Source organism: Peribacillus sp. V2I11, assembly GCF_030817135.1.
In the GTDB taxonomy this organism is placed as follows: Bacteria; Bacillota; Bacilli; order Bacillales; family DSM-1321; genus Peribacillus; species Peribacillus simplex.
Window position 1 is genome coordinate 3,979,224 of record NZ_JAUSYW010000001.1, and the last position, 12,423, is coordinate 3,991,646.

Genomic DNA, 12,423 nt, shown 5'->3' on the forward strand with positions numbered 1-12,423 from the left:
CTGATTCTAGATGATTAAAGTTGTATTTGATGCTCCGCAGGAACGGATCGCTTCGTTCACCTTAAGCGGACATGCTAATTTTGCTAAAAAAGGTTCTGATATCGTTTGTGCAGGAGTATCGGCTATTTCCTTTGGGGCAGTCAATGCGATCATGTCCTTAACGGACGTAGAGCCTGAGATTGAGCAAGGGAGAGAAGGCGGCTATCTTCGCTGCGTCATTCCGGGGAATCTTTCGCCGGAATCGGAAGAGAAGGTTCAGCTGCTTTTGAACGGCATGCTCATATCGCTGCAAACCATCGAACGTGATTATGGTAAATACATGAAAATTATCCTCAACCAATAGGAGGTGGAACAAATGTTAAGATTAAATCTTCAGTTCTTCGCTTCGAAAAAAGGAGTAGGTTCTACAAAGAACGGACGTGACTCAATCTCCAAGCGTCTTGGCGCTAAACGTGCAGATGGTCAATTCGTATCTGGTGGTTCTATCCTTTACCGTCAACGCGGAACAAAAATCTATCCAGGTGAGAACGTAGGCCGTGGTGGAGACGATACTCTATACGCTAAAGTAGACGGTGTTGTTAAATTCGAACGTTTCGGACGTGACCGTAAAAAAGTAAGCGTATATCCAGTTGCACAAGAAGCATAATTGGCATCTTTGAACAGAGGCTGACTCAAAAGGGTCTGATTCCTTCTACAAGACACTATATACCGCGTCATTTTTAATAATGGTATGCTATATAGTGGTGAAGGGGTCCGGCCCTTTATTTATACTATAGGAACAAACCGGCAGTTTGCAGGAGACTTTAGTCATTAGTATAAGGAAAACAACCTCTGACTTACAAAAGGCTCGCCAATCGGCGGGCTTTCTTAAACTTTCAGGGGGGAAATCCAAGATTACTCATCCATCCGATTTGGTTAAACCAAATAGACACTCCAATCAACTATAATATCTCCAATTGGTGCATAAATAAGGCCCATTCTCTTTTTTAGTTCAAATGGCTCTACCATCGTCCAAAGAACTCAGGGTGTGCGGCTGTATTTTTTGGACGGGGGCTTTCATGTGAAGGCATGTGAATCGAGCTTCATTTCCTGTTTGTTATTTTTTTGATATACTGTACAAATGGAAGTATTCAACATGATAGAGCTGAAAAAAAGTTTCTTTATCATAATTGAAGGTGTTAATAATGGATAAAAATTGGACGACTATTGAAACTCTGCGTCAAACCAGGCATGACTGGCTGAATAAAATTCAAATCATCAAAGGCAATCTGGAGTTGAACAGGATCGATCGTGTCAAGGGCATCATTGATGAAATCATTGTTGAAACCCAGAATGAAGCACGCCTCTCCAGTTTGAATTTACCTAAGTTCACCGAGATGTTGTTGACGTCGAATTGGAATAATGGATCATTTTATTGCGAATATGAAATCATTGATGTTTTTGAAGGCTCAACTGAAATGGACAGGCTGATGTATCGCTGGACAAACGATTTCTTCAAAATTCTGGATAAGAATCTGGACCCGTTTTTTGAAAATATACTGGCTGTTTCCATGTGTAAAAAAGAAGTGAGCGATATGCACTGTTCATTTCATATGCAAGGCAGGTTCATTGATCAATCCCCAGTGATCGAGTTTTTGGAAAGTTCATTAACGGCCGAGCAATCAATTGAAATTCTTGAAAGTAATGAGGATGAAATATTTTTTAAGATGGATATTAACTTTTAGAGAAGTATACAGCAAGAAATGACTTGCAGAAAACAAGGAAGTGATAGCATGTTTGTCGATCAAACGAAAGTCTATGTAAAAGGCGGAGACGGTGGTAACGGGATAGTTGCTTATCGTCGTGAGAAATTCATACCTAAAGGCGGACCTGCCGGCGGAGATGGCGGTAATGGGGCCAATGTCGTTTTTGAAGTGGAAGAGGGCTTGCGTACATTAATGGATTTCCGTTATCAACGTCACTTTAAGGCACCTCGTGGAGAACATGGCATGTCCAAAAACATGCATGGTGCGGCCGCAAAGGATATGGTCATCAAGGTTCCACCTGGCACGGTTGTCATTGATGATAAAACGAAGGAAGTCATTGCTGATTTAGTTGAGCACGGGCAACGCGCCATTATCGCCAAAGGTGGCCGCGGAGGCCGGGGAAATTCCCGTTTTGCCACACCTGCCAATCCTGCACCTGAAATCGCGGAGAACGGCGAACCGGGCCAAGAACGCGATATAGTCATGGAATTGAAACTATTGGCTGATGTCGGTTTGGTTGGTTTCCCGAGTGTAGGGAAATCCACGTTGCTTTCTGTCGTATCCGCAGCAAGGCCTAAAATTGCCGAATACCATTTTACAACGATCGTACCGAACCTGGGAATGGTGGAAACGGAAGATCACCGCAGCTTCGTCATGGCCGATTTACCTGGTCTGATCGAAGGCGCTTCTGAAGGTGTGGGCCTTGGACATCAATTCCTGCGCCATATTGAAAGAACGAGGGTAATCGTCCATGTAATCGATATGTCGGGTCTTGAAGGCCGGGATCCATATGAAGACTATCAAACAATCAATAAAGAGTTGGAAGAGTATAACCTGCGCTTGACTGAACGTCCGCAAATCATTGTAGCAAGTAAAATGGATATGCCGGACTCAGAAGATAACTTAGCGGCATTCAAAGAAAAGCTGGAAGAAGACTATCCTGTCTTCCCTATTTCTGCCGTGACGCGTGAAGGGATCCGTGAGCTTCTTTATGCAATTGCCGATAAAATCGAAGAGACGCCTGAGTTCCCTCTTGAACATGAAGAAGAGAATACTGGAATCCACCGGGTTCTGTATAAACATACATCACAGTCTGATGAATTTAACATTGAACGCGAACCCGATGGCAGCTTTGCCGTATCAGGATTCAAGATCGAGCGTCTATTCAAAATGACTGACTTCACCCGTGAAGAGTCAATACGTCGTTTCGCCAGACAGCTTCGTTCATTCGGAGTCGACGAAGGCCTTCGCCAAAAAGGTGCGACAAATGGCGATATCGTCCGTATCCTTGAATATGAATTTGAATTTGTTGATTGATTGAAGGAGGCGTACGGAGTTTGAATAAGGCCGATCAGAAGTTTTTCCTCGTTCGAGAGGATGTCCTTCCCGAAGCGATGAAAAAAACGCTGGATGCAAAAGAAATGATTGAACGGGGAAAAGCAGAATCAGTTTGGGAAGCGGTACAGCGAGTGGACCTAAGCAGGAGTGCTTTTTACAAATACCGTGATACGGTTTTTCCGTTTCATACAGTTGTAAAGGAAAAGCTGATTACACTGTTCTTCTATCTCGAAGATCGTTCTGGTACTCTATCGGAGCTCTTACGGCTCGTCGCCTCATCCGGATGCAACATCATGACCATCCACCAAACGATTCCTTTGCAGGGACGTGCAAATGTCACCCTATCCTTGAATACGGGTGGGATGACGATGGATATTAATGATCTGCTTACTAAACTGCGTAAAATGGAGTTCGTCGAAAAAGTCGAAATCATTGGTAACGGCGCATGAAAACAGCCTGTACATTTCATATGTACAGGCTGTTTTCATTTGTAAGAGGAAATTAACGATTAACTATTGTAAAAAATCAGAAAATGGCATAACATAAACAGTAGATTTTCCGTGAAAAGGAGTTTATAATATGACATCAAAAATTGCATTTCTTGGACCAAAAGCAACGTTCACGGATTTAGCTGTATCGCGACTATTTCCTAATGATATAAAAATACCGATGAACACGATTCCGGACTGCCTTGATGCTGTTCGGGACGGGGAAGTGAACCACGCGCTCGTGCCGATCGAGAATGCTTTGGAGGGTTCGGTAAATATAACGATGGATTACTTAGTTCATGAAGTCACATTACCGATGAAAGGCGAAGTGACGATTCCAATCCAACAGCATTATATGGTGCATCCGGATCATGCATATCCTGGTTTCAAACCTGACATGGTTTATTCGCATTCCCATGCCATCGCTCAATGCCGCAAATTTCTACATACTGAGCTAAGGGGCATTCCTTATGAGTATGTCACTTCCACTGCAGCCGCTGCGAAGATGGTGATGGAGAATCCCGATATCAATATTGCTGCGATTGCAAATGATATGGCTGCAGAGGAGTACGGTTTGACGATTGTAAAACAAAATATTCACGATTACGAACATAATCACACCAAGTTTATCGTCGTATCCAACAGTGAAGTCGACTATGAAGGGCATTTGACCGTTGAAGGGGACAAGAAAACGACCTTGATGATTCAGCTGCCTGCCGACCACTCAGGGCAGCTGCACCAAGTCCTTTCCGCGTTTTCCTGGAGGAAACTTAATCTTTCCAAGATTGAATCAAGACCCATGAAAACAGGATTAGGCAATTACTTTTTCATCATCGACATTGAAATGTCCCTTGACGATGTTCTCATCCCAGGAGCGATCTCTGAGCTTGAGGCCTTAGGATGTACGGTTTCGATCATGGGAAGCTATTCATGCTTTAAAGTCCAAACTGGAGTACCGCAACGATGAGTTATCATTTTTGAACTTCGGCTGAGTTGTATACAATGAATAAGAAGGGTGCCCCGGGAGTATTTCCGGGGCATTTTTTTGTGATGGTTTATATTTACCTTGTGTGCTAGTTCCTAAAACGTTTTGGCTGTCATTTTATGAATATAGAAATAGGCAGGTAAAGGGCAGGAAGGAAGGCATTCATTTTTTAATTTTGAGGATGATGGGCGAAAGTTTTTCATTATAAAAAGAGCCTATGATTCTGGATGAAAAACAAACACCGATTGTAATGAACGCAAATACAATAAGTAAATCCCGGTAGGCCACCTGTGGAAATAGGAACAGGAATACATAGTTGATGACTAAATCAGTGGATGCACCTTTTTTTAATCAAAAATGCAGAGAGAGGGTGGTGGTCAGCAGAGATGGATAATCAATTCAAAGAAACTTTCGGTTCTTGGACTCAAGCGATAGGAACTGTCATTTCTGCTGTTGCGGGTACACCATCCAAAGTCTTGGACGAAGAATTTCGTGAAAAGTTGGATTTGATTGGAAATGAACTTCAAGCAACAGGAAATGCCCTATTGGCGGATGCAGAAGAAACCTGGTCACTGGATAAATTCGGTAATGTATTACAGGCGATCGGGAATTCGACGGTCATCTTAGGATTAGTCATTGATTTCGATGAAGTAACCAAACAGGAATTGATCATTAAAGGCAATCTGATTCAAGCGTTGGGCGGAGGTACCGCTTTGGCGGGGGCATACGAAAATCCGGATGAACCGGAGCAGGCCTTCAATGTTACGGGAAATTTGTTGCAGGCGATTGGGAATTCGATGCAAGCGATAGGCGGAATTGCCGAACTTAAAAGTAGTGTTCAAGATAAAGACCAAGAAAAGGATCAAGAGCAAGAAGAACAAGATAAGGAGGAGCAGGAACTGCAAAAATATCAATATCCTGATTTGGAAGAAAAGCCATCTGATGCTGAATTGATTCAAGTGATGGGAGGCTGGATTCAGGCAGTCGGCTCCGTCATCAGTCTTATAGGGCAGTTGAGAAGTAACGAAGAAAACTCCGGGGATGACAGCTCAAATGGTAGCAATCCCAATGATGATTGGGCATAAGGCCAATAAAAAAATCCTCAAAAGATATGGCTTTTGAGGATTTTTCATTAATTCAATCGACTAAAATGCCGGCATCCCTCAAAGCACACTCCGCTTCATCGAGAAGTTCTTCAGATGATGCGCTCAGTGTATGGAGATGGATGCCGCTCGTTAGTTCCGATAAAAAAGATGCGTTCGTAGCCGTCACCCTTGAAAGGAATTGCTGGACTTCTTTACGGCTGCTGACCATGATGGAAGCAGTTAGGTCGCCGTATACGGGGTGCTCGATTTTGACATCCTTCACCGTGATGCCGATATCCACGAGTAAATATAGCTCTTCTTGGGTCCGGGAAGGATCGTGTTGGCAAGCAATGATCCTTTCCGGCTTTTGAGTGCTCCCCGTTTGTAAGTACAGATAGCCTTGGCTGGTGGCAATGATAGGTTCATTCCGCGCTTTCAGGAGTGTTATGTCACCAACGATAACCTGCCGGCTTACATTCGTTATCTGCGAAAGCTCGCTGCCTGTTACTGGCTCCGCGCTTGTTTGCAATAAATGTAAGAGTTTCGTCCGTCTTTCTTCCCCGAGTAATTTCTTTCTTTCCATAAACATTCACCTCTTTAATTACAAACATTCTAACACAGAATGGAGGGTTTTATCGAATGGCCGCTATTCCTTCGATGCAGTCTGCCAACTTGTGAATGTCGTCGGCCGTCGTGTTTTTGCCAAAGGAAAAGCGGACGAATTGATGAGCTTCATCTTCGCTTTTCCCAATGGCCATCATCGTTTTTGAAGGATCCTGTTTACCGATTTGACAGGCGCTTCCCGTCGAAACAGCGAATCCTTTCTGGTTTAATTCCAGCATGATGTACTGTCCTTGCAATCCAGCGAAGGTCAGCGCCAGAATGTGAGGCAATTGCTCGTTTTTTGCTTCGATGATTTGAAAATCGATTTTCCTTTCCGTTAGCCGCTGGATCAATTGCATCCTAAGGGTGGAAATCCGTTTTCGTTCATCTTCCATGATATCCCCCAATTTCTTAGCAGCGGTTACGAAGGAAGCTATTCCGGGTACGTCCACTGTTCCTGGTCGGTAACCATATTCATGAGTGATATTCGGTACCGAAGGCTTCAACTGATGGATGGCCGGGAAAATGACGGCCCCAGTCCCTTTTGGACCATAAACTTTATGACTGGAAACGGATAGTCCGTCACATGAGGCAGCTATTTTCCCAAGCGGTAATTTAGCAAATGATTGGACACAATCCACATGAAAAAAAGCCTGGTGTTTTCGAACGATATCACTTATTTGCTCAATGGGTTGAATGACCCCGATTTCCGAATTCACATGTTGGACAATGACCAAGCATGTTTTCTCCGACATACATTCCTTCAGATGTTCAATATCAACCCGGCCATCTTCCAAATGCCGTAAATAAGTAACCTCAAATCCTTCTTGTTCAAGCTTTGCCACGAAATTGGCAAGTGATGCATGTTCGGTTCGGCTTACAATCAAGTGGTTCTGCCAGGATGGTTTCGAAGCGATGAATGTTTCTATGGCAAGCATGTTGCTTTCTGATCCGCCGCTCGTAAAGATGATTCCTTCCTTTTTTATGTTCAGCATTTCTGCTAGTTGCTGCCGTGACATATCCAATAAACGTGCCGCTTCAGAGCCAATATCATGCAAACTGCTCGCATTCCCGAAAAACTTCCGGGATGCTTGGCTGAATACGTCGAGAGCCTCCTCATCAATCGGAGTTGTAGCGGCGTAATCCAAATAAATCAAGAAATCACTTCCATCCTTTAAACTTAAAAAACTCTTGATAATAGTTTAATAATATGTAAATATAGTTGTCAAGACACCTGTCACAAACAGGAGGAATGAAATAATGGTAAAAGCGGAAATCATCGTGATAGGCAGCGGGATTGCTGCCTTGAAAACGGCATTGGAAGCAAGTGAACATAAGCATGTGATACTCATCACAAAATCAAATATCCGTCATAGTAATTCTTATTTAGCTCAGGGCGGCATTGCTGCTGCAATATCTGATCGTGACAGAGTATCTTTACATAAAAAAGATACTCTGACGGCTGGACAGCGATATAACAATTTGAAGGCAGTGGAAAAACTCGTCGAAGAGGCACCTTCCGTTATAGCTGAACTTATTGAATCGGGTATGCGATTTGACCATGATCATGACGGAACTCTATTACTTGGTATGGAGGGCGCTCACAGTGAACGAAGAATCCTCCATAGTCACGGGGATGCTACAGGAAAGTACATCATGGAACATCTTATAGGGTGCTTGAAAAAATCATCGATTACTGTGATGGAGAATGTTGCTGCAGTGGAGCTGATCATCGGGAAAGATGATTCCTGCATAGGCGTCAACACGCTTGATAAGGCAGGAAAACTTGTTACCTATCATGCTGAACAGACGGTTTTGGCAACAGGCGGCTGTGGTTCCCTATACCATTTCACTTCAAATTCACAAACGGTTTCAGGTGACGGGATCGCACTTGCATTCAAGGCCGGTGCAAAAGTTCGTGACATGGAATTCATACAGTTCCATCCGACCCTGCTTTTTGTAAATGGCAAAGCGAAAGGGCTGGTCTCAGAAGCGGTTCGCGGGGATGGTGCGAGATTAGTGACGGAAATGGGAAGGCCGATCATGGAGGATGTCCATAGCTTGAAAGATCTAGCACCAAGGCATATTGTCGCACAGACGATTTATTCTTATTTGCAGCGCGGTGAAAAGGTATTTTTGGATATTTCGATGATTAAGGATTTTAAAAATCGTTTTCCGACAGTGAGCTCATTATGTGAAAAAAGCGGGCTGGACCTTCAATTGGGAAAAATCCCCGTTGCGCCTGGAAACCATTTTCTAATGGGAGGGATTGAAGTGGATGAATCGGGGCAAACCTCTGTCCCTTCTTTGTATGCAGTTGGTGAAGTGGCATGCACGGGTGTACATGGTGCAAACAGATTGGCAAGCAACTCCCTTCTCGAAGGGCTGGTTTTTGGAAATACGCTTGGCCGTTTCCTTGCTAAAGTGCCGGCACGGTCGATACCGGAAGAAAAAGAGCAGTTCAAGAGTTCCAGTCAATTTTCCTTTTTACCTGAACTCATGACATTGCAGGAAAAATTAATGAACGAAGCGGGAATCGTTCGAAATGAAAGTGGTTTAACTCGACTGAAGGATTATCTTGAGACATTTAATATCGAAAAATTGCTCCATATGGAAGTAACTACATTATCGATACAAGAAATAACGAAAATAAATGCCATAATCGTGGCGTGGCTGATTGCCGAATCCGCATTGACCAGAACGGAAAGCAGGGGCGGTCATTTCCGAAGTGACCATCCAAGCGAAGATGACACCCAATGGCTTGAAAATTCGGTTATCCTTGCTTGCACGGATGTGAAAAACCGAGTGAAAGGGAGACGACTATATGAATATATTGAAGCTTAAGCAGATGCTGCAACAATTTTTAATGGAAGATATAGGGGAATGCGATGTAACGAGTGATACGATTTTTGATCAAGGTGAACAAGGAACTTTGACATTCATCGCAAAAGAAGGCGGGGTCTTTAGCGGAGGGGACGTCATCAAGACGGGATTTGCATTGTTGGATGAGCAAATCGAGGTTTTCCTTTTTGTTCAAGATGGCGAAGTTTTTGCAGAAGGACAGCAGCTTGCAAAAATGACCGGCGATATGGCCTCCCTTTTAAAAGGGGAACGGGTCGTTTTGAATTTAGTGCAGCGTATGTCCGGCATTGCGACACAGGCTCATAAAGCTGCCATGATTTTAGCGGGGACGAAGACGAGAGCTTGTGATACGAGGAAAACCACACCAGGCCTGCGGATGCTTGAAAAATATGCGGTCCGTTCCGGCGGGGCATTCAATCACCGATATGGTCTGTATGATGCAGTCATGATAAAGGACAACCACATTTCTTTCGCTGGGTCCATAACGAAAGCGGTTCAAACGGTAAAATCCAAACTGGGACATACCACTAAAGTGGAAGTGGAAACGGAATCACCACAGCAGGTGCTTGAAGCAGTGGAAGCCGGTGCAGATATCATCATGTTCGATAACCGGAGCCCCGAAGAAATCAAGCAACTGATCAAATTGGTTCCCGCCCACATCATCACTGAAGCTTCTGGAGGGATCCATTTAGGAAATCTAGCCTCATATCGGGAAACAGGGGTAGATTATATTTCGTTGGGCAGCTTGACGCACAGTGTCAGGGCACTTGATATTAGCGCAAAGGTCAAAGAACAGGAGGGGATATTGAAATGAACATATTGGAGATGGCTAAAACAGCAGGAAATTCATTGCCTGAAAAGTATAAAACGATGACAAAGGAAGAGATGGAGAATCGGGTCCATGGCATTAAGAAACGACTGGGGAACCGTCTTTATATCCCAGGTCATCATTATCAACGGGAGGAAGTCATTCAATTTTCGGATTCAACGGGGGATTCACTTCAATTGGCCCAGCTTTCCGCACAAAATCGCGAAGCGGATTATATCGTGTTTTGTGGGGTGCATTTCATGGCTGAAACAGCCGATATTCTGACGGAAGAAGGGCAAACGGTTATCCTTCCTGACATGCGTGCAGGCTGTTCAATGGCAGATATGGCGGATATTGAACAAACGGAACGGGCGTGGACAAAGCTTCAGGATTTATTTGGCGATACGATCCTTCCGCTAACTTATGTTAATTCGACTGCGGCCATCAAAGCTTTTGTAGGGAAAAATGGCGGGGCGACGGTGACTTCTTCGAATGCACAAGGGATGGTCTCGTGGGCCCTCTCGCAAAAAGAAAGGATCCTTTTTCTTCCCGATCAGCATCTTGGGAGGAATACAGCCTTTGACCTTGGAATCCCATTGAATGAAATGGCTGTCTGGGATCCGCATAAGGATGAATTGATCTATGAAGGGGAACTCGAAGATCTGAAAGTACTTCTTTGGAAAGGACATTGTTCAGTCCATGAAAATTTCACTACGGCGAATATTGAAACGCTTAGAGCGGAGCAGCCTGAAATGAATATCATCGTTCATCCCGAATGTCGCCGTGAGGTGGTCGCCCTGTCAGATTATGCGGGTTCGACATCGTACATCATAAATATGATCGAAAGAGCCGAACCGGGTAGTTCTTGGGCAATCGGCACGGAAATGAACCTTGTCAAGCGACTTATCGCCAATAATCCTGACAAGAACATCATCTCGTTAAATCCGAATATGTGTCCATGTCTTACAATGAACAGGATTGATCTGCCTCACCTGCTGTGGGCGCTTGAATCCATTGAAGAAGGTATAATCATCAATCCGATAAAAGTGGAGAAGAGCATTGCGGATAATGCCATCCTAGCTTTAAACAGAATGCTGGAACGCGTTTGAGTCAGTGCTTTCCATCTTAAAAAGACTTTGGATCATACAAAAAAAGGGGGGAAGCCCCCCTTTGAGTTTGTCGATCTAACGGGGAATGGAATGGTCTCATCCCAAATCCCTTTCATGATTTCATCAAGGGGATTATTTCCATGATTTTAAAACAAGACCTAATTACCCTCATATATTTTTACGGTTTTATATAGCTGAAATCAACTGGAACTTTTAAAATGGAAAACTGCAAGCAAACTCGCTTTTCTTCGAATTTGTCTACGGTCTGAAAGAGGGGGCAAGACCCCCTTTTTCTTATGTAATCGAAACAGGTAAGAACTTTTAAAGGTTATTCGCCTTAAAAGTATTGCCTTCATTCATATCACCGGATTTAAACCCTTTATTGAACCACCGTTTCCTCTGTTCGGATGTACCGTGCGTGAAGCTGTCTGGCACCACGTACCCCTGTGCCTTTTCTTGGATACGGTCATCTCCCACAGCACTTGCTGCATTCAAGGCCTCCTCAAGATCGCCTTCTTCAAGCAAATTCTCTCCTTGGACATGATGTGCCCAAACTCCAGCCAAATAATCGGCCTGTAATTCAAGACGGACAGAGTATCTATTATATTCGGTCTCGCTGACCTTTGAACGATCGGGCATTTCCTTTTCCGTTGTCCCTAAAAGTGTCTGAACGTGATGTCCGACTTCGTGGGCAATGACATAGGCCATGGCGAAATCCCCGGGTGCCTGGAATTCTTGCTTCAACTCTTGATAAAAGCTGAGATCAATATATAGTTTCATGTCACCCGGACAATAAAATGGCCCTACCGAAGAAGCTGCCATTCCACAAGCCGATTCGACACTACCTGAGTACAGGACAAGGGTCGGTTCCTTATATTCCAGGCCATTTTTACGGAATTCTTCTGTCCAGACCTGCTCCGTTTCTGCAAGGACGACAGATACGAACTGCGCAAGTTCCTTCTCTTCATCAGTTTCGACATAAGTGCTGCCATTGTTAGATTCAGTAGAATTCAAGCTGCCTAGCAATTCGCTTGGATTACCGCCAAGGAGCATCACGATCAATACGATTACCAATCCGGCCCCTCCGCCGATTCCGGCCATGCCTTTACCGCTTATGCCTCTTTTGTCCTCGACGTTCGAGCTGCCCTGTCTACCTTTCCATTTCATCATTATTCCTCCCAGGATATAAGATAAGTACCTGAAGACAAAGCCTTAGGTCATTTTCTTTCTTATACCCGGATTTCCCTGGGTTTAGACAGGAGCATGAAAGAAGCGTCATACATGATGGCTTCCTAACCTAAAAACCATTGCTTCTTTTTCTTAGGGTGAATGCAAGGGTTTTAGTTATGATGGATTTCCTTATTAGGGAGATGTCAAATCATTTATTTCCTCTCCAAAAA

The 12,423-nt window shown here is 44.0% G+C and carries 13 protein-coding genes; 10 read left to right on the forward strand and 3 right to left on the reverse strand.

Features of this window, described 5'->3' with window-relative positions; genetic code table 11:
• Nucleotides 1–10: 10 nt before the first annotated feature.
• The 7 genes from QFZ73_RS19445 (at nucleotide 11) to QFZ73_RS19475 (ending at nucleotide 5,641) form a co-directional block, all read left to right on the forward strand.
• Entirely contained in the window at nucleotides 11–343 is a 333-nt protein-coding gene (locus QFZ73_RS19445; RefSeq protein WP_307269594.1) for a ribosomal-processing cysteine protease Prp, read from the forward strand.
• A 12-nt stretch (nucleotides 344–355) separates the two neighbouring features.
• A complete protein-coding gene (gene rpmA / locus QFZ73_RS19450) occupies nucleotides 356–646 on the forward strand; it encodes a 50S ribosomal protein L27 (protein WP_061143474.1) in 291 nt (96 codons plus the stop codon).
• A 538-nt stretch (nucleotides 647–1,184) separates the two neighbouring features.
• Nucleotides 1,185–1,724: a Spo0B domain-containing protein gene (locus QFZ73_RS19455; protein ID WP_251429020.1), complete on the forward strand. Its 540-nt coding sequence runs from the start codon at nucleotides 1,185–1,187 to the stop codon at nucleotides 1,722–1,724.
• Nucleotides 1,725–1,772: 48 nt separating this feature from the next.
• On the forward strand, nucleotides 1,773–3,062 hold the full coding sequence (gene obgE / locus QFZ73_RS19460; protein ID WP_101222782.1) for a GTPase ObgE: 1,290 nt from the start codon (nucleotides 1,773–1,775) through the stop codon (nucleotides 3,060–3,062).
• A 20-nt stretch (nucleotides 3,063–3,082) separates the two neighbouring features.
• Complete coding sequence (locus tag QFZ73_RS19465) at nucleotides 3,083–3,532, forward strand: ACT domain-containing protein (RefSeq protein ID WP_053347150.1); 450 nt, start codon at nucleotides 3,083–3,085, stop codon at nucleotides 3,530–3,532.
• 130 nt (nucleotides 3,533–3,662) lie between these two features.
• Nucleotides 3,663–4,538, forward strand: coding sequence for a prephenate dehydratase (gene pheA, locus QFZ73_RS19470; protein WP_251429016.1), 876 nt, complete (start codon nucleotides 3,663–3,665; stop codon nucleotides 4,536–4,538).
• A gap of 404 nt (nucleotides 4,539–4,942) precedes the next feature.
• Entirely contained in the window at nucleotides 4,943–5,641 is a 699-nt protein-coding gene (locus QFZ73_RS19475; protein ID WP_307269605.1) for a DUF6944 family repetitive protein, read from the forward strand.
• A gap of 52 nt (nucleotides 5,642–5,693) precedes the next feature.
• On the opposite strand, the gene QFZ73_RS19480 is transcribed toward QFZ73_RS19475, so the two are convergent.
• Nucleotides 5,694–6,224 carry a transcription repressor NadR gene (locus QFZ73_RS19480; protein ID WP_101222780.1) on the reverse strand — a complete coding sequence of 177 codons (531 nt, stop codon included), beginning with the start codon at nucleotides 6,222–6,224 and terminating at the stop codon, nucleotides 5,694–5,696.
• Between the two features lie 49 nt (nucleotides 6,225–6,273).
• Nucleotides 6,274–7,401, reverse strand: a complete 1,128-nt coding sequence (locus QFZ73_RS19485; RefSeq protein ID WP_251429006.1) for an IscS subfamily cysteine desulfurase — start codon at nucleotides 7,399–7,401, stop codon at nucleotides 6,274–6,276.
• 103 nt (nucleotides 7,402–7,504) lie between these two features.
• Here QFZ73_RS19485 and nadB point away from each other — a divergent pair, with 103 nt between their 5' ends.
• From nadB to nadA, 3 genes are read left to right on the forward strand one after another with little or no spacing between them, the layout of a single operon-like run.
• A complete protein-coding gene (gene nadB / locus QFZ73_RS19490) occupies nucleotides 7,505–9,088 on the forward strand; it encodes an L-aspartate oxidase (RefSeq protein ID WP_307269610.1) in 1,584 nt (527 codons plus the stop codon).
• A complete protein-coding gene (nadC, locus tag QFZ73_RS19495) occupies nucleotides 9,069–9,920 on the forward strand; it encodes a carboxylating nicotinate-nucleotide diphosphorylase (protein WP_251429000.1) in 852 nt (283 codons plus the stop codon). Before nadB ends, nadC begins: the two co-directional genes overlap by 20 nt.
• Nucleotides 9,917–11,023, forward strand: a complete 1,107-nt coding sequence (gene nadA / locus QFZ73_RS19500; RefSeq protein ID WP_251428997.1) for a quinolinate synthase NadA — start codon at nucleotides 9,917–9,919, stop codon at nucleotides 11,021–11,023. Before nadC ends, nadA begins: the two co-directional genes overlap by 4 nt.
• A gap of 321 nt (nucleotides 11,024–11,344) precedes the next feature.
• Here the strand turns inward: nadA and ypfJ are convergent, their stop codons facing one another.
• A complete protein-coding gene (gene ypfJ / locus QFZ73_RS19505; protein ID WP_307269616.1) occupies nucleotides 11,345–12,190 on the reverse strand; it encodes a KPN_02809 family neutral zinc metallopeptidase in 846 nt (281 codons plus the stop codon).
• Nucleotides 12,191–12,423 lie beyond the last annotated feature (233 nt).

Bases quoted from the DNA above. Each gene is read 5' to 3' on its own strand.
- QFZ73_RS19445 (WP_307269594.1), top strand. From the start codon at position 11: ATGATTAAAGTTGTATTTGATGCTCCGCAGGAACGGATCGCTTCGTTC.
- rpmA (WP_061143474.1), top strand. From the start codon at position 356: ATGTTAAGATTAAATCTTCAGTTCTTCGCTTCGAAAAAAGGAGTAGGT.
- QFZ73_RS19455 (WP_251429020.1), top strand. From the start codon at position 1,185: ATGGATAAAAATTGGACGACTATTGAAACTCTGCGTCAAACCAGGCAT.
- obgE (WP_101222782.1), top strand. From the start codon at position 1,773: ATGTTTGTCGATCAAACGAAAGTCTATGTAAAAGGCGGAGACGGTGGT.
- pheA (WP_251429016.1), top strand. From the start codon at position 3,663: ATGACATCAAAAATTGCATTTCTTGGACCAAAAGCAACGTTCACGGAT.
- QFZ73_RS19475 (WP_307269605.1), top strand. From the start codon at position 4,943: ATGGATAATCAATTCAAAGAAACTTTCGGTTCTTGGACTCAAGCGATA.
- QFZ73_RS19480 (WP_101222780.1), bottom strand. From the start codon at position 6,224: ATGGAAAGAAAGAAATTACTCGGGGAAGAAAGACGGACGAAACTCTTA.
- nadB (WP_307269610.1), top strand. From the start codon at position 7,505: ATGGTAAAAGCGGAAATCATCGTGATAGGCAGCGGGATTGCTGCCTTG.
- nadC (WP_251429000.1), top strand. From the start codon at position 9,069: ATGAATATATTGAAGCTTAAGCAGATGCTGCAACAATTTTTAATGGAA.
- nadA (WP_251428997.1), top strand. From the start codon at position 9,917: ATGAACATATTGGAGATGGCTAAAACAGCAGGAAATTCATTGCCTGAA.
- ypfJ (WP_307269616.1), bottom strand. From the start codon at position 12,190: ATGAAATGGAAAGGTAGACAGGGCAGCTCGAACGTCGAGGACAAAAGA.